Raw genomic sequence first — 17,108 nt, 5'->3', positions numbered from 1 at the left:
TGGTCGTGGCCAACCGCACCCAGGCCCGCGCCGCCGAGCTGGTGGCGCGCCATGCGAACCACCCTTCGCTGCAGCATTTGCTACAAAAAACAGAGCTGCTTGCGCACGGCCTGCAAGGGCTGGAGGCCGATTTCGATGTAATCATCAACGCCACGGCAAGCAGCCTGAGCGGCGCCGCGCTGGCGCTGGAGCCGCGTTTGCTCAAACCCGGCGCGCTGGCCTACGACATGATGTACGGCGCAGCCGCACAGGATTTCGCCGCCTGGGCGCGCGCCCATGGCGCCGTTCCACGCGATGGTCTCGGCATGCTGGTGGAGCAGGCGGCCGAATCCTTCCTGTTCTGGCGCGGCGTTCGCCCGCCTTCCGCGCAGGTGCTGCAGGAAATGCAGGCACAGCTGAAGGCCGCGGCGTGAAAGCCGTGCTGCGCTGGGTGCTGCTGGTGCTGCTGGCGGGCCTGGCGGTGCAGCTGTATTTTGTCGCCCGCATTGCGCTGATGGCGGTGGTCGATCCGCAGTCCACGGCCTTCCAGCGCTCCGAAGCCTGGCGCCTGGCCACCGAAAAAGGCGAACTCAAATGGCGTCAGCAGTGGGTGCCTTATGCCGAACTGTCCATCAACCTCAAACGCGCGGTCATCGCGTCCGAAGACGCCACCTTTGTCGAACACGAAGGGGTGGATCTGGAAGCGCTGGAAAAAGCCTGGGAGAAAAACACCCGGGCTGAACAGCGCGCCGAGCAGATGGCGGGCAAGCTGTCCAGCCGCGTTGCGCCGACAGGCACCCGGCCTGCAGCCCGGCCACCCAAAATTGTGGGCGGCTCCACCATCACGCAGCAGCTGGCAAAAAACCTGTTCCTCTCCGGTGAACGCACCCTGATGCGCAAGGGCCAGGAACTGGTGCTGACCCTGCTGCTCGAAGCCCTGCTCAGCAAGCAGCGCATCCTGGAGATCTACCTCAACAACGTCGAATGGGGCGAAGGCGTGTTCGGCGCCGAGGCCGCGGCCCAGCACTACTTCCGCAAACCGGCAGCCAAACTCAGCGCCTATGAAGCGGCGCGCCTGGCCGTCATGCTGCCGCGCCCCCGATACTTCGAGACACGGCCCGGCTCGGGCTACCTCGCGTCGCGTGCATCCACCATCGCGGCACGCATGGGCGGCGTGGAGGTGCCATGATGACGGGCCAAGGAGCAACGATCGCACTCCCAGACCAGCAGGGGCCGCGGAACCGGCTTCGCCGGGCCGCAGGCGCAGCGGCCCCCTCGGGGGGCAGCGCAGTACGCGAAGCGACAAGCGTGGGGGCCTTTAAATGCTAGCGAAGCTGATGAGCCTGTTTTTGCTGGGCCTGATCCGTGCGCTGACCGGTGCCCAGGCTCGCTGGCAGGGCTGCCCGCCCAAGGCCGAACAACGCATTTATTTCGCGAACCACCAGAGCCATGCCGACCTGGTGCTGATCTGGGCCGCCCTGCCCAGCGAGCTGCGCAGCATCACGCGCCCGATTGCCGCGAAAGACTACTGGACCAAAACGCCTTTCAAGCAGTGGATCACCACCTCGGTGTTCAACGCGATCTATGTGGACCGCACCAAGACCACCGACCAGGACCCGCTGGAGCCGCTGATCGACGCGCTGGAAAGCGGCGACTCCATTATCCTGTTCCCCGAAGGCACACGCGGCAACCAGGAAGAGCCGCAGGCCTTCAAATCGGGGCTTTACAACCTGGCGCTGAAATTTCCGCAAGTCGTGCTGGTGCCCGCCTGGATCAACAACGTGCAACGTGTCATGCCCAAGGGTGAAGTGGTGCCCGTGCCCATCCTGTGCTCGGTCACCTTCGGCGCACCGATCACGCTCGAGCCGGGTGAAGACCGCAGCGGCTTCCTGGTTCGGGCGCGCCAGGCCGTCATCGCGCTCAAGGACTCCTGATGAGCAGCTTCTTGCGCAACCTCAGCCCGTCGCACCAGGTCGGCCTGCTTTTCGTTATTGTCTTTGGCCTGCTGACCGCCGCCACGGTGGCAGCGGTGGTCATGTCACTGCGCGATGACGGTGAAAACGAAATCCGCACCCAGGACATCCGGGAACTGGGCAGCCTGCTCAACACCTCGTGGGTCATGTGCACCGTGTTCTGGGTCGGTTGGGCGCTGGGAGAAACGGTAGCCACGCTGCTGTTTGCGATCGTGGCGTTTTTTGCCCTGCGCGAATTCATCACCCTCTCACCGACGCGGCACGGCGACCACCGCAGCCTGGTGCTGGCGTTTTTTGTGGTGCTGCCGGCGCAGTTCTGGCTGGTCATGACCGAGCACTTTGACCTGGTGACGGTGTTCATTCCGGTGTACGTGTTCCTTGCCATCCCGGTGGTCAGTGCACTGGCCAATGACCCGCAACGCTTCCTGGAGCGCAATGCCAAGCTGCAGTGGGGCATCATGGTCTGTGTCTACGGCATCAGCCATGTGCCGGCCCTGCTGTTGCTGGATTTCCCCGGCTACGGGGGCAAAAACGCCTTTCTCGTGTTCTTCCTGGTGTTTGTGGTGCAGACCGGCATGCTGGTGCAGCACCTGGCCGCGCGTAAATGGCCGCGGCCGCCCACCGCCCCCCAGGTCAGCCAGAGTTTTCACTGGAGCAGTTGGCTGATCGGACTGGCGGTCGGGGGGTTTGTCGGCGGGTTGATGTCCGGCCTGACACCGTTCAAGCCGGGCCAGGCTGTGGCCATGGCGCTGATCGCCTGCGTCGCCGGCTCGCTGGGCCACCTGGTCATGAAAGCCCTCAAGCGCGACCGCGGCATCACCAACTGGGGCAGCGAAGGCAAGTCGGTCACCGGCGCCAGCGGTCTGCTGGACCGTGTGGATGCCCTGTGTTTTGCCGCGCCGGTGTTTTTTCATTCGGTTCGGTGGTATTTCGGGCTCTAGACCAATAAATACCGGCGCCGACAGCTACAAAATGAATAGCAGATGAGAATTCTTGGTATCGACCCCGGCCTGCAAATCACCGGCTTCGGCGTGATCGACGTTGACGGCCCGGTGCTGACTTATGTGGCGAGCGGCACCATCAAGACCACGCACCTGGACAGCAGCAACCTGCCCGCGCGCCTGAAGGTGCTGTTTGACGGCATCTGCGAAGTCACGGCCCGCTACACACCCGACAGCTCTGTCTGCGAAATTGTCTTTGTCAACGTCAACCCGCAAGCCACGCTGATGCTGGGCCAGGCGCGTGGCGCCTGCTTGACGGCGCTGGTGAGCTGCAACATCGAGGTGGCCGAATACACGGCGCTGCAAATGAAAAAGGCGGTGGCCGGTTACGGCAAAGCCGGCAAACCAGAGGTGCAGGAGATGGTCAAGCGTCTGCTGAAGTTACCGGTACTGCCCGGCAAGGATGCTGCCGACGCACTGGGCCTGGCGATCACTCATGCCCATGCGGGCAGCTCTGCAGCCATCCTGGCGCGCGCCAGGGCGCGGCAAGACAAGTTGACGGCACCCGTCAAGGGCGGCCGACCTCCCTGAGGTTCAGGCCAGCCGCTCGAGAATCAGCACCGCGAAAAAGCCGAAGGCTGCAATCAGTGTCCATTTGAGAATCACCAAGCCTGCTCGCTTGAAGCGCACCTGGCCGGTGCCGGCGTAAAAGATGAACGCCACCACAGCGCTCAAAAGCAAAAGAAGAATGGCCCAACGAAACAGCAGCATGGCTTGTGCGGCCCGGCCTACCAGGCCCGCGCCAGGGTTGCAAACCCCTGCGGCGCACTTTTCTCGTCGTCGAAAGTGACGACCTCGTACGCGTCCGGTTGCGAAAGCAGTTCACGCAGCAGCTTGTTGTTCAGCGCATGGCCGGAGCGGAAGGCGCTGTAGGCGGCCAGCAGCGGTTTGCCGAGCACATACAGATCGCCCATGGCATCCAGCATCTTGTGTTTGACGAACTCGTCGTCGTAACGCAGGCCATCGGTGTTGAGCACTCGGTAGTCGTCCATCACCACCGCGTTGTCCAGGCCGCCGCCCAGGCTCAGGCCGTTGGCGCGCATCATCTCCACGTCCTTGGTGAAGCCAAAGGTACGAGCCCGCGCGATGTCGCGTACATAGCTGCCCGAGCCCAGGTCGAACGCCACGCGCTGGCCGGTGGAATTGACCACCCGGTGCGCGAAGTCAATCTCGAAGCTGAGTTTGTACCCGTGGTAAGGCTCCAGCCGCGCCCACTTGAGGTTGTCGCCCTGCCCTTCTCGCACCTCGACCGGCTTGAGCACACGTATGAAACGCTTGGGTGCCGCCTGCAGTTCAATGCCTGCGGATTGCAGCAGAAAAACAAAGGCGGAAGCCGATCCGTCAAGAATGGGCACCTCTTCCGCCGTGATGTCCACATACAGGTTGTCGATGCCCAGGCCGGCACAGGCCGACATCAGGTGTTCGACCGTGTGTACCTTGGCGCTGCCGCTGGAAATCGTTGAAGCCAGCCGCGTGTCGGTCACCGCCTGCGCGGAAATGGGAATGTCCACCGGCTGCGGCAAATCCACACGGCGGAAAACGATGCCCGTGTCCGGCGCCGCCGGCCGCAAGGTCAGCTCGACACGCTGCCCGCTGTGCAGGCCCACGCCGACCGCCTTGGTCAGGGACTTGAGGGTTCGTTGCTGGAGCATGGAAATGATTTTAGGTGTTAAGGCCGGCGGGTGCAGTTGAATCGCTGGATGGCTCTCATAGGCAAACTGCTACAGGTTTTGCCTGAAAAATCCTGTCCAGTGCGGCACCGCAACGAAGCGGTCCTTCCAGTAGCCCGAGTGATAGACCTTGCTCACACATTTGGCCAGCATGCCGTTGATGTTGGTTTCACCAGGCATTTTCATGCCGCTGTTGAGTTCGGTCACGCCGCTGTCGTCCACCAGGATGTCGCATTTCGCATAGTGCGGCCCGAACACATTGCGCTGGCGCTTGTAGGGCGCGTCGAAACTGTGACCCTCACCGGGGATCACGATGATCTTCGCGTTGCCACCGCGCTCGTTCATCCAGGGCACGTAACGCTCGCAATACTTGCTCGGCGTTTCGTCATCGACCTCGCCGGTGATGAAAAGAAAAGGCGTGGGGAAGTAGGCATCGCGGGTGGCATGGCGGAAGCCGCAGAAACCGTACAAGCCCACCACCGCATCCAGCGGCCTGGCGCGGAAGTCGCTGCCGTAGATGCGCCGGATGTTGCGCTCGATCAGCACATGCGCCCATTTTTGCTGCAGCACGATGGCCGCCGACGAGCCCTGAGACTCGCCGATGCTGCCCACTCTTTCATACCCTTTGCTGCGCAACCAGTCCGCAGCGGTCAGGCTGTCCGAGACCATGTTCAGCTCGTTGCCACCCCGGGCCGAAGCCGCCAGGTAGTCGTCGTGCGTCACGCCGATGCCGCGCGGCTTCCAGTGGTCAATCACTAGCGCCGCAAAACCTTCCCTCTGCAGGCTGTCCACATAGTCGAACATGCGGCTGTCAACGCCTTGCGATCCGTGTGAAATCAGCACCACCTTCTTCGCGCCGGGCGTCGCAAACAACAGGCCCTGGCCGGCCAGGCGGTTGCAGACCCCACCGGCGCACAACATGCTGGGCCAGCTCACTTTTTCAGCCTGTTCCGGCCGGGCGGTCTGGGCACCTGCCTGCCCGCTGCAAAAAGCCGCCAGCAGAAACACACAAGACAGGGATATTTTCATCACGTCTCCCGGCAAGCACGGGTTCTGCCACGCATAAAAAAGGGTGGGCTCCCGTGAAGCCCACCCTGCTTTTTACCCCATGAAGGCCTCAGTCGGCCTGTTTGCGCAGGAAGGCCGGAATCTCGAAGTCATCCATACCCCCCGAGGCCAACGCATCGACCTTGGCCGCGGCCTGAGTGCGGTTGGTACGCCAGACGCTGGGCACGGCCATGTTGCCGTAGTCGGTCTGTGCCGAACCCAGGCTGCTGCCGCCCGGGTGGGCGCTGTTGACGGACCCACCGCTGACCGCCATGTTGAGCACCGGCATGTTGTCGGTACCGGTGCGCAGCACCTGCAGCGGCGGCGCCTGGCGGCGCATGCCCTGGCGGCTCAGGCCGGTGGCCACCACCGTGACGCGGATGTCTTCGCCCAGTTCATCGTCATACGCCGTGCCGTAGATCACATGCGCGTCGGGCGATGCGTAGGCGCGAATGGTATTCATCGCCAGCTTGGACTCGTTGAGCTTGAGCGAGCCCTTGGCGGCGCTGATCAGAACCAGCACCCCCTTGGCGCCCGAGAGATCAATGCCTTCGAGGAGCGGGCAGGCCACCGCCTGCTCGGCCGCAATGCGTGCACGGTCCGGGCCATTGGCACGGGCGGTACCCATCATGGCCTTGCCCGGCTCACCCATCACGGTGCGCACGTCTTCGAAGTCGACGTTCACATGGCCGGGGACATTGATGATCTCGGCGATGCCGCCAACGGCGTTTTTCAGCACGTCGTTGGCATGGGCAAAGGCTTCGTCCTGCGTCACGTCGTCGCCCAGCACCTCGAGCAGCTTCTCGTTGAGCACCACGATCAGCGAATCGACATTGGCTTCCAGCTCGGCCAGGCCAAGGTCGGCGTTCGTCATGCGGCGTCCGCCCTCGAACTCGAAAGGCTTGGTCACCACACCGACGGTGAGGATGCCCATCTCCTTGGCGATGCGCGCAATCACCGGCGCCGCGCCAGTGCCGGTGCCGCCGCCCATGCCGGCGGTGATGAACAGCATGTGTGCGCCATCGATGGCCGCGCGAATGTCGTCCACCGCCATCTCGGCGGCCTCGCGGCCTTTCTCGGGTTTGCTGCCTGCACCCAGGCCGCTGCCGCCCAGCTGGATCTGCTTGTGCGCGCTGCCGCGGCCGAGCGCCTGCGCGTCGGTGTTGGCGCAGATGAACTCCACGCCCTGGACATTGCGTTCAATCATGTGCTCGACCGCGTTACCGCCGCCGCCGCCCACGCCGATCACCTTGATCTGCGTGCCCTGGTTGAACTCTTCGATTTCAATCATTTCGATGCTCATGTGAGCCTCCTATCCGTGTGTTGCAGTTGCCAAAAGTTTTTATTGATTTCTTGCTGATGGAAAAACTCATGCAGGGGGATCGGCTCCCCCCGAGTGTTTGCACCGCGGACTCCGCCAGGTAAAAACAGGAAAATTTTTCATCAGAAGTTCCCCACAAGCCAGTCCTTGACCTTGCCAAAAGCGTTGTGCACGCTGCCTGCCTTTTGCGCGACGCGGTGGCCGCGCATGCGCGCCAACCGGGCTTCCTCGAGCAAACCCATGACGGTGGCTGCACGCGGCTGGGCCACCATGTCCGAGAGGGCGCTGGAATAGCGCGGGATGCCGCGCCGCACCGGCTTGAGAAAAATGTCTTCGCCAAGCTCGACCATGCCCGGCATCACCGCGCTGCCGCCGGTGATCACGATGCCGGAGGACAATACTTCTTCGTAACCCGACTCGCGGATGACCTGCTGCACCAGCGAGAAAATTTCCTCGATGCGCGGCTCGATCACACCGGCCAGGGCCTGCCTGGACAACATGCGCGGGCCGCGGTCGCCCAGCCCGGGCACTTCGACCTGGGTGTCCGGGTCGGCGAGCAGCTGCTTGGCAAAACCGTTCTCGACCTTGATGTCTTCGGCGTCCTTGGTGGGGGTGCGCAGGGCCATCGCGATGTCGCTGGTGATCAGGTCACCCGCAATCGGAATCACGGCCGTGTGCCGGATGGCGCCGCCGGTAAAAATCGCCACGTCGGTGGTGCCGGCGCCGATATCGACCAGCGCCACACCGAGCTCCTGTTCGTCACGGCTGAGCACCGACAGGCTGGAGGCCAGCGGATTGAGCATGAGCTGGTCCACTTCGAGCCCGCAGCGGCGCACGCATTTGATGATGTTTTCTGCCGCACTTTGCGCGCCGGTCACGATGTGCACCTTGGCCTCGAGCCGGATGCCGCTCATGCCGATGGGCTCGCGCACGTCCTGCCCGTCGATGACGAATTCCTGCGGCTCGACCAACAGCAGGCGCTGGTCGGTGGAGATGTTGATGGCCTTGGCGGTCTCGATCACGCGCGCCACATCGGCCTGCGTCACTTCCTTGTCTTTCACCGCCACCATGCCGCTGGAATTGATGCCGCGTATGTGGCTGCCGGTGATGCCGGTGTAGACGCGCGCGATCTTGCAGTCGGCCATCAGTTCGGCTTCCTTGAGCGCCTGCTGGATGCTCTGCACCGTGGCGTCGATGTTGACCACCACGCCGCGCTTGAGCCCGTTGCTGTAGGCGATGCCCAGCCCCGCCAGCTTGAGCTCGCCGCCGGGCAGCACCTCGGCCACCACCGCCATGACCTTGCTGGTCCCGATGTCCAGCCCCACCACGAGATCTTTGTATTCTTTGGCCATATCTTTACCTTGTTGCTTTCCTGTGCTCTTTGTCGCCCAACACCGTGGTGGTGACGCCTCGCAGCTTGAGTGCATAACCGTTGCTGTAACGCAGGTCCGCCGATTCGAGGTTGCGCCCGAACTTGCTGGACACCTGCGTCAGCGTGGCCGCAAAACGCTCTGCGCGGCTGTGTATCTCGTCCTGCGAGCCCAGCCCCAACTCGACAACAATCCCCTCATCGAGCCGTGCCCGCCAGCTGCCGCGCGCCGTCAGCTCCAGCCGCGTCAGCTGCATGTCGATTTTTTCAAACACCGGCGCCAGCCTGCGATAGGCCTGCAGGACCACCGCGGACTGACCCGACGGGCCGTTGAGCAGGGGCAGGTCATCGGCTTCGACGTCGCCCTGGTTGGCCTCGAACACTTCACCGTAGCTGTTGACCAGCCGGGCGTCGCCTTCGTGCCCCCAGAAAGCGATGGCCTGGTGTTCCTGCAGCAGCACCCGGAGCCGGTTCGGGAACTCGCGCTGCACCACCGCGCGGCGCACCCACGGCACGCCTTCGAAGGCGGCCTGTGCCCGCGCCAGATCGACGGTGAAAAAATTACCCGTCAACTTGGGCACGACGTTGGCGCGCAGCGTGACGGCGTTGTTGTGGCTCAGGTCGCCGCCAACCCGGATGGCCGCGAGCCGGAACAGGTTCTGCTGCAGCAACCACGTCACCCCCAGCGTCACCAGCATGCCCGCGAACGCCAGCCCCAGCACCAGCGACGTGGTGTTCATGAGCTTGACATCCAGCGGGACAGGCAGGGCTTGGTTCACGCGGCGCCTCCCGGTGCGGGGTGATGGTCCAGCCCGGCCGTGCGCAGCACTTCCAGGCACAGGTCTTCATAACTGATGCCGGCGGCGCGTGCCGACATCGGCACCAGCGAATGGCCGGTCATGCCAGGCGAGGTGTTGATCTCCAGCAGGTAGGGCTGGCGGGTTTTGCCGTCAATCATCACGTCGAGGCGGCCCCAGCCGCGGCAACCCAGCACGCGGTAGGCCTTGAGCACGAGCGCCTGGATAGCCGCTTCCTCGCCCGCCGGCAAACCGCAGGGCACCAGGTATTGCGTGGTGTCGGTGAAGTACTTGTTCTGGTAGTCGTAGTTGCCCTCGGGCGCAACAATGCGGATCACCGGCAGGGCGCGCGCGTCATCGCCGGTTCCCAGCACCGGGCAGGTCACCTCGTCACCGCTGATGAACTGCTCGCACAACACGTCAGCATCCATCTGCGCCGCCTGTTCGACCGCGTCAACCATGCCGGAATAACCGGCCACCTTGACCACGCCGATGGACGAGCCCTCACGCGCCGGCTTGACGATCAGCGGCAGGCCCAGGTCGTCCGGCACGGCAATCACCTGCCTGCGCTCATAGGCACCGCGGCGCAGCAGTGTGTATTTCGGCGTTGACAGGCCCTCGGCCAGCCAGACGCGTTTGGTCATGACCTTGTCGATGGCAATGCTGGAGGCCATCACGCCGGACCCGGTGTAGGGAATGCCCATCAGCTCGAGCGCGCCCTGTACCGTGCCGTCTTCGCCAAACCGGCCATGCAGCGCAATGAAGCAGCGGTCGAATTTCTCGCGCCTGAGTTCACCGAGATCCCGCTCCGCAGGGTCAAAGGCATGGGCATCGACGCCGCGCGAACGCAGCGCCTCCAGCACCCCGCGGCCGGACATCAGCGAAACCTCGCGTTCCGCAGACTGGCCACCCAGCAACACGGCCACCTTGCCCCATGGGAAGTCTTTCAGGCTCACAGCCCCCGTCCTTCCTGCGCAGTGCGCTCTGATCTTTGTAGCAACTCAACCACCTTGGCGGGCACGCCGCCTATCGTTCCGGCGCCCATGCACATCACCACATCGCCGTCCATGGCGTTGTCGGCAATGGCTTGCGGCATGGCCTCGATGTCATCGACAAACACCGGCTCGACCTTGCCGGCCACGCGCAGCGCACGCGCGAGCGAACGGCCGTCGGCCGCGACGATGGGCGCCTCGCCGGCGGCGTAGACCTCGGACAGCAGCACGCTGTCGGCCTGGCCGATGACCTTGACGAAATCATCGAAACAGTCGCGCGTGCGCGTAAAGCGGTGCGGCTGGAAGGCCAGCACCAGGCGCCGGCCCGGGTAGGCGCCGCGCGCCGCTGCCAGCGTCGCCGCCATCTCGACCGGGTGGTGACCGTAGTCGTCGATCACCGTGAAGCTGCCGCCGGCAGGCGCCGGCACGTCGCCGTAATGCTGGAAGCGCCGGCCCACGCCCCTGAACTCGGCCAGCGCCTTCTGCACAGCCGCGTCGGGAATATTGAGCTCCACCGCCACCGCAATCGCCGACAGGGCGTTGAGCACGTTGTGCTCGCCGGGCAGGTTGAGCACCACCGGCAGGTCGGGCAGGGTCACGCCATTGCGCCTCTGCACGGTGAAAGACATCTGGCTGCCGATCGCCTTCACGTTGATGGCGCGCACCTGCGCTTCTTCGCCAAAACCATAGCTGGTGATCGGGCAGGACACCTGCGGCACGATGTCGCGCACCGCCGCGTCGTCGGTGCACAAAATGGCCGTGCCGTAAAACGGCATGCGGTGCAGGAAATCGACAAAGGCCTTTTTGAGGTTGCCGAAGTCGTGGCCGTAGGTTTCCATGTGGTCGGCATCGATGTTGGTCACCACCGCCATGACCGGCAACAGGTTGAGGAAGGACGCGTCCGACTCATCGGCCTCGACCACGATGTAGTCGCCCGAGCCCAGCTTGGCGTTGGCACCGGCGCTGTTCAGGCGCCCGCCGATCACAAAAGTCGGGTCCAGGCCGCCCTCCGCGAGCACGCTGGCGACCAGGCTGGTCGTGGTGGTCTTGCCATGGGTGCCGGCAATCGCGATGCCCTGCTTCAGGCGCATCAGTTCGGCCAGCATCAGTGCACGCGGTACCACCGGAATCCGTTTTTCGCGGGCTGCCAGCACCTCGGGGTTGTCGGCCTGCACAGCGGTCGAGGTGACCACGGCGTCAACGGTGGCCAGGTTTTTCGCGGCATGGCCGACGAAGGTCCGGATGCCCAGCCCGGCCAGGCGCCGCAGGGTGGTGCTGTCGGACAGGTCGGAGCCGGAAATCACATAACCTAGGTTGTGCAGCACCTCGGCAATGCCCGACATGCCGGCGCCACCCAGGCCAATGAAGTGAATGTGTTTGATCGCGTGTTTCATATCGCCAGCTCCTCGCAGGCGGCCACCACGTCAGCGGTGGCATGGGGTTTTTGCATTTTTTTGGCCTGTAGCGCCCGCTCCATAAGCGCAGGCCGCTCTGTTTTTTGCAGCATTCCAGCAAGGAATTGGGGCGTCAATTCCTGCTGCTGCACCAACCAGCCACCGCCCTGGTCCACAAGAAAAGCGGCGTTGCTGGTCTGGTGGTCGTCCACTGCCGCCGGAAACGGCACAAACAGCGCCGCGGCGCCAACAGCGGCGATCTCGGTCACGGTGCTGGCGCCTGCACGGCAGACCACCAGGTCGGCCTCGGCAAAAGCACGGGCCGTGTCGTTGATGAAAGGGATGAGTTCGGCCTGCACCCCGGCCGCGCGGTAGTTTTCGCGCAGCTCCTCGATTTGCCGGGCGCCGCTCTGGTGCACGACACTGGGCCGCTGGCCCTCGGGGATCAGGGCCAGCGCCTGCGGCACGATGCGGTTCAACGCCTGCGCACCCAGGCTGCCACCGACCACCAGCAATTTCAGGGGCCCGCTGCGGCCGGCAAAGCGGACCGCCGGATCGGGCTGCTGCGTGAAGGCCGGACGCAGGGGGTTGCCGATCCATGTCGCGTTTTTCAGCACATCCGGGAAGGCCGTGAACACCCGGTCGGCCACACTCGCCAGCACCTTGTTGACCAGTCCGGCCACGGAGTTCTGCTCGTGCAGCACCAGCGGTTTTCCCAGCAACACACTCATCATGCCGGCCGGAAAGGCGATGTAGCCGCCCAGACCGACCACCACATCGGGCTGGACGCGGCGCACCACGGCAATACTTTGCCAGAAAGCCTTGAGCAGGCGCAGTGGCAGGAAAGCCAGGGTAACCGGCCCCTTGCCGCGCACACCCGAAAAATCAATGGTCTCAAAGGAGAACCCACGCGGCGGCACAAGCTGGCTTTCCATGCTCGGATGGTCGGGCGAACCCTTGCCGCCCAGCCAATGCACCCGCCAGCCGCGCTCGCGCAGGGCTTCAGCCACGGCCAGGCCGGGAAAGATGTGGCCGCCGGTGCCGCCGGCCATCACGAGCGCGCACCTGGTTGTTGCCCTCGCGCTTGTCGCTTCGCGAGCCTGCGGCGTTGCGCTGCGCATGCCGTCGTGGGTAACGTTCATGAACGCCCCCCCCGCATCAACAATCGGTTTTCGTAGTCAATGCGCAGCACAACCGCCAGCGAAATCAGGTTCATCAGGATCGCCGACCCGCCATAACTCATCAGCGGCAGGGTCAGCCCCTTGGTCGGCAGTGCACCCAGGTTCACACCCATGTTGATGAAAGCCTGGAAGCCCATCCAGATGCCGACGCCCTGGGCCACGAGGCCCGCGAACACGCGGTCCAGCGCAATCGACTGGCGGCCGATGTGCATGATGCGGCGTGTCATCCACATGAAGGCGCCAATCACGCAGAGCACGCCCAGCAGGCCGAACTCCTCGCCGATCACCGCAAGCAGGAAGTCGGTGTGCGCTTCGGGCAGCCAGTGCAGCTTCTCGATGCTGCCGCCCAGGCCGACGCCAAAAACCTCTCCGCGCCCGAAGGCGATCAGCGAATGCGACAGCTGGTAGCCCTTGCCCATCGCGTACTTGTCACTCCACGGGTCCAGGTAGGCAAAAATGCGCTCGCGCCGCCAGTCGCTGAGCATCACCATCAATGCAAAAGCAATCACCACCACGGTGGCGATGACAAAAAACATGCGGGCATTGACACCACCCAGGAAAAGAATACCCATCGCGATCACCGAGATGACCATGAAGGCGCCCATGTCGGGCTCGGCCAGCAGCAACAGACCCACGATGCCGATGGCCACGGCCATGGGCATGACGGCGCGGAAAAAGCGTTCCTTGACTTCCATCTTGCGCACCATGTAGTCGGCGGCGTACAGCAGCACGGCAAACTTCGCGAGTTCCGAGGGCTGAAAATTCATGAAACCCAGCGAGATCCAGCGGCGCGCGCCGTTGACACCCTTGCCGACAAAGGGGATCAGCACCAGCATCAGCAACACCAGCGAGGCCACAAACAGCCAGGGCGCCACTTTTTCCCAGGTCGAGACCGGCACCTGGAAGGTCAGCAGGGCCACGGCAAAAGCCACCCCCAGCGACAGCGCATGGCGCAGCAGGAAGTGGGTATGCGCATAACGCGAAAACTTCGGGTTGTCCGGCATGGCGATGGAGGCCGAATACACCATCACCAGGCCCCAGACCAGCAAGGCCACCGTCACCCAGATCAGCGCCTGGTCCACGCCCGACATGCGCACCGGCGCTGACTCGGAACGTGAACGGCGCTGGCCGCCCAGCCGCACCGGCAGGCCCTCGGGCGTGGTCCCGCCCAGGCTGGAGAACCAGCCGGAAAGCCGGGCCGCCACCGTCATGACACCACCCCCGCATCCTGCGCGAGTGCCTGGACGGCCTCGCAAAACACCCGTGCACGGTGCGGATAGTTGTCGAACATGTCAAAACTCGCACAGGCGGGCGACATCAACACGGCATCGCCGGTTTGCGCCTGCCGCGCCGCCAGCTCGACGGCAGCCGGCATGGAATCGGCATCAAGCACGGTCACGCCTGTGCCTTCCAGCGCTGCGCGTATCAGGGGCGCATCGCGTCCGATCAGGATGACCGCACGCGCATGCTGGCGCACCGGCCCGGCCAGCGGCGAAAAGTCCTGGCCCTTGCCGTCCCCCCCGGCAATCAGCACCAGCTTGCGCTCGGCACCCAGACCGGTGAGGGCAGCCACCGTGGCGCCCACATTGGTGCCCTTGCTGTCGTCGAAATATTCGACGTCACGCACCACCGCGACCGAGGCCATCCGGTGCGGCTCGCCGGTGTATTCACGCAGGCCATGCAGCATGGCCGCCATGTTGCCGCCTGCGGCGCCGGCCAACGCCAGCGCGGCCAGCGCATTGGTGGCGTTGTGGCGCCCGCGAATGCGCAGCGCATCCACCGGCATCAGGCGTTGCACATGCAACACGATTTCTTCATCCTTGCGGCGCTTGATGGTTTCGTCTGCCTCGGCGGCGTGCACCAGCCAGGCCATGCCGTTGACGGTTTCGATGCCAAAGTCACCCGGGCGCTGGGGCATCCCGAACCCGAAACTCACGTATTCGCGCCACTGCGGCTTTTGCAGCTTCGCACGCACCGGGGGAATTTTTTGCTCCCCCACGCTTGCCACTGCGTGTGCTGCGCTGCCCCCAGAGGGGGCTTTCGCGCCTTGGGACGGCCCGGCGGTGCTCAGCAGCATGGCCATCACCGCCGGATCATCGCGATTGAGCACCAGCAGTCCCTTGCTGCCAAAGATGCGCGCCTTGGCAGCCCCATATGCCTCCATGCTGCCGTGCCAGTCCAGGTGGTCCTGCGTCAGGTTCAGCACCGTGGCCGCGGTGGGCTCAAACCCCTGCACGCCGTCGAGCTGGAAGCTGGACAGCTCCAGCACCCAGACCTCGGGCAGCGTGCCTGCATCGAGGTGCGCAGCCAGCGTGCCCAGCAGGCTGGGGCCGATGTTGCCTGCCACCGCCACAGTTTTTCCGGCATGCGCCACCAGGCGGCCGGCGAGCGCCGTTGTTGTCGTCTTGCCGTTCGTTCCGGTGATTGCCAGTATCTTGGGGGCATAGCCGTGTTGGACTTGCAGCTCCTGCATGGCGCGGGCGAACAGGTCCAGTTCCCCGCCAGCCCACAGGCCGATGGACTGCGCCGCCTGCCAGACCGGGGCGACCGCCGCAGGCGACAGGCCCGGGCTCTTGAAGAGGGCGCGGATGTCGCTGCCCTCCACCAGGCCGGACTCGAAGGCACCGGAGCGAAAACTCACCTGAGGCAGCTCCGCCTGCAGCTGTGCCAACTGGGGAGGGGTCTCGCGGGTATCGGCAACGGTCACGCGCGCTCCCTGGCGCACACACCAGCGCGCCATGGCCAGCCCCGAAGCACCCAGGCCCAGGATGAGCACGTGCTGGCCGTGCAATGGGGATACCACCGCATCGTCAGAAGGCTCGGCGACCGCAGGCGCGCTGTCTTCACCGCCACCCTGGACTTCACTGGCCGACGACGGCACTTCAGCTACTGGCTCGGCCGGTACGACCTGTTCAGGCGCACTCACCTCGGCAAACAATTGCGCCACAAAGGCGGCCGCATCGCGCGCGGCCGTCAAGGTTTCAGGCAGGGGCTTTGCACCTGCCTTGCCCGCTCCCTCGGGACGCGCGTGGACCACTTCTTCCACCGGGGATTGCGCCAACGGCTCTGCCGACGGCATAGCTGCCGACAGCTCCCACACAGGGTCAACGGCCGGCGCATGCTCCGGCCTGAGCTCCGCCGGAGGCTGCTCGGGCACATCGCCGGGGTTGAGGGATTCGTTTTCGTTCATCGCAATTTCAAAGTCGACAGGCCAACCAGGCATAGCAGCATGGTGATGATCCAGAAGCGCACAACCACCTGCGTCTCCTTCCAGCCGCTTTTCTCGAAATGATGGTGCAGGGGCGCCATCCTGAACAGTCGCCGCCCTTCGCCAAAACGCAGGCGGCTGTACTTGAAATACATCACCTGCAGCATCACCGACAGGGCTTCGACAACGAAGATGCCGCCCATGATGGCAAGCACGATTTCCTGGCGCACGATGACTGCGATCGTGCCCAGGGCAGCGCCCAGTGCCAGCGCGCCCACATCGCCCATGAAAACTTGTGCAGGGTGGGTGTTGAACCACAAAAAAGCCAACCCGGCACCGGCCATGGCCGAGCAGAAAATCAGCAGTTCGCCCGAACCCGGGATATGCGGGAAAAACAGGTATTTCGAATAAACCGAACTGCCCGTCACATAGGCAAAGACGCCCAGCGCCGAACCCACCATCACGACCGGCATGATGGCCAGGCCGTCCAGGCCGTCGGTCAGGTTCACCGCGTTGCTTGAGCCGACGATCACCAGGTAGGTCAGCAATACAAAACCGAACACACCCAGCGGGTAGCTGATTTCCTTGAAGAAAGGCAGCTGCAGGCCGGCCTTGGGCGGCAGGTTCACGTCAAAGCCCGACTGCACCCAGCTGAAAAACAGCTCCAGCACACGCATGTTGGAGCTTTCGGAAATGCTGAACACCAGGTAAAGCGCGGCAATCAATCCGATCGCGGATTGCCAGAAATATTTCTCCCGCGAGCGCATGCCTTCCGGGTCCTTGTGCACAACCTTGCGCCAGTCATCGGCCCAGCCGATGGCGCCGAACCCCAGCGTGACGATCAGCACAATCCAGACGAAGCGGTTGCTCAGGTCAAACCACAGCAATGTGGAAATGCCGATGGCCAGCAGGATCAGCACGCCGCCCATGGTCGGGGTGCCGCTCTTGCTCAGATGAGTCTGCATGGCGTACTCGCGGATAGGCTGGCCGATCTTGAGGCTGATCAGGCGGCGAATCACAAAAGGACCGGCAAGCAGGCCGATCAGCAACGCTGTCAGGGCGGCCATCACGGCGCGAAAGGTCAAGTACTGGAACACCCTGAAATAGCCGAACTCCGGCGTCAGTGTTTGCAGCCATTGGGCCAGGCTAAGCAGCATCGCGTACCTCCTGCCGAGC

At 64.1% G+C, this 17,108-nt stretch carries 16 protein-coding genes and 1 pseudogene; 5 read left to right on the top strand and 12 right to left on the bottom strand.

What is annotated here, in order from left to right; translation table 11 throughout:
* From aroE to ruvC, 5 genes and pseudogenes are all read left to right on the top strand, one after another.
* Positions 1-413, top strand: a pseudogene (gene aroE / locus WA904_RS16505) (shikimate dehydrogenase); the annotation flags it as partial.
* On the top strand, positions 410-1,168 hold the full coding sequence (locus WA904_RS16500; RefSeq protein ID WP_425198210.1) for a transglycosylase domain-containing protein: 759 nt from the start codon (positions 410-412) through the stop codon (positions 1,166-1,168). The pseudogene aroE and the gene WA904_RS16500, both read left to right, overlap by 4 nt.
* A gap of 133 nt (positions 1,169-1,301) precedes the next feature.
* Positions 1,302-1,913, top strand: a complete 612-nt coding sequence (locus WA904_RS16495) for a lysophospholipid acyltransferase family protein (protein ID WP_425198209.1) — start codon at positions 1,302-1,304, stop codon at positions 1,911-1,913.
* A complete protein-coding gene (locus WA904_RS16490; RefSeq protein WP_425198208.1) occupies positions 1,913-2,893 on the top strand; it encodes a phosphatidate cytidylyltransferase in 981 nt (326 codons plus the stop codon). Before WA904_RS16495 ends, WA904_RS16490 begins: the two co-directional genes overlap by 1 nt.
* 42 nt (positions 2,894-2,935) lie before the next feature.
* The gene (gene ruvC / locus WA904_RS16485; RefSeq protein WP_425198207.1) at positions 2,936-3,484 is read left to right on the top strand and encodes a crossover junction endodeoxyribonuclease RuvC; all 549 of its coding nucleotides are present in this window, start codon (positions 2,936-2,938) and stop codon (positions 3,482-3,484) included.
* Positions 3,485-3,487: 3 nt separating this feature from the next.
* On the opposite strand, the gene WA904_RS16480 is transcribed toward ruvC, so the two are convergent.
* The 12 genes from WA904_RS16480 to mraY form a co-directional block, all read right to left on the bottom strand.
* On the bottom strand, positions 3,488-3,664 hold the full coding sequence (locus tag WA904_RS16480; protein ID WP_425198206.1) for a hypothetical protein: 177 nt from the start codon (positions 3,662-3,664) through the stop codon (positions 3,488-3,490).
* 17 nt (positions 3,665-3,681) lie between these two features.
* Positions 3,682-4,605, bottom strand: coding sequence for a UDP-3-O-acyl-N-acetylglucosamine deacetylase (gene lpxC / locus WA904_RS16475; RefSeq protein WP_425198205.1), 924 nt, complete (start codon positions 4,603-4,605; stop codon positions 3,682-3,684).
* Positions 4,606-4,674: 69 nt separating this feature from the next.
* Positions 4,675-5,652: a dienelactone hydrolase family protein gene (locus WA904_RS16470; RefSeq protein ID WP_425198204.1), complete on the bottom strand. Its 978-nt coding sequence runs from the start codon at positions 5,650-5,652 to the stop codon at positions 4,675-4,677.
* Positions 5,653-5,740: 88 nt separating this feature from the next.
* A complete protein-coding gene (ftsZ, locus tag WA904_RS16465) occupies positions 5,741-6,973 on the bottom strand; it encodes a cell division protein FtsZ (RefSeq protein ID WP_425198203.1) in 1,233 nt (410 codons plus the stop codon).
* A gap of 140 nt (positions 6,974-7,113) precedes the next feature.
* Entirely contained in the window at positions 7,114-8,343 is a 1,230-nt protein-coding gene (gene ftsA, locus WA904_RS16460; RefSeq protein WP_425198202.1) for a cell division protein FtsA, read from the bottom strand.
* A gap of 4 nt (positions 8,344-8,347) precedes the next feature.
* Positions 8,348-9,139: a cell division protein FtsQ/DivIB gene (locus WA904_RS16455; RefSeq protein WP_425198201.1), complete on the bottom strand. Its 792-nt coding sequence runs from the start codon at positions 9,137-9,139 to the stop codon at positions 8,348-8,350.
* A complete protein-coding gene (locus WA904_RS16450) occupies positions 9,136-10,113 on the bottom strand; it encodes a D-alanine--D-alanine ligase (protein WP_425198200.1) in 978 nt (325 codons plus the stop codon). Before WA904_RS16450 ends, WA904_RS16455 begins: the two co-directional genes overlap by 4 nt.
* Positions 10,110-11,543, bottom strand: a complete 1,434-nt coding sequence (gene murC / locus WA904_RS16445; protein ID WP_425198199.1) for a UDP-N-acetylmuramate--L-alanine ligase — start codon at positions 11,541-11,543, stop codon at positions 10,110-10,112. The genes WA904_RS16450 and murC overlap by 4 nt, the downstream gene beginning before the upstream one ends.
* Complete coding sequence (murG, locus tag WA904_RS16440) at positions 11,540-12,664, bottom strand: undecaprenyldiphospho-muramoylpentapeptide beta-N-acetylglucosaminyltransferase (protein ID WP_425198218.1); 1,125 nt, start codon at positions 12,662-12,664, stop codon at positions 11,540-11,542. Before murG ends, murC begins: the two co-directional genes overlap by 4 nt.
* Before the next feature lie 17 nt (positions 12,665-12,681).
* A complete protein-coding gene (gene ftsW, locus WA904_RS16435) occupies positions 12,682-13,935 on the bottom strand; it encodes a putative lipid II flippase FtsW (RefSeq protein WP_425198198.1) in 1,254 nt (417 codons plus the stop codon).
* Positions 13,932-15,914 carry a Mur ligase family protein gene (locus WA904_RS16430; RefSeq protein WP_425198197.1) on the bottom strand — a complete coding sequence of 661 codons (1,983 nt, stop codon included), beginning with the start codon at positions 15,912-15,914 and terminating at the stop codon, positions 13,932-13,934. Before WA904_RS16430 ends, ftsW begins: the two co-directional genes overlap by 4 nt.
* Positions 15,911-17,089 carry a phospho-N-acetylmuramoyl-pentapeptide-transferase gene (gene mraY, locus WA904_RS16425; protein WP_425198196.1) on the bottom strand — a complete coding sequence of 393 codons (1,179 nt, stop codon included), beginning with the start codon at positions 17,087-17,089 and terminating at the stop codon, positions 15,911-15,913. The genes WA904_RS16430 and mraY overlap by 4 nt, the downstream gene beginning before the upstream one ends.
* Positions 17,090-17,108 lie beyond the last annotated feature (19 nt).

Source organism: Polaromonas sp. (assembly GCF_049790275.1).
Classification (GTDB): domain Bacteria; phylum Pseudomonadota; class Gammaproteobacteria; order Burkholderiales; family Burkholderiaceae_C; genus Polaromonas.
The sequence above is the reverse complement of the archived record's forward strand: the minus strand, read 5'-3'. Positions and strand labels throughout refer to the sequence as shown.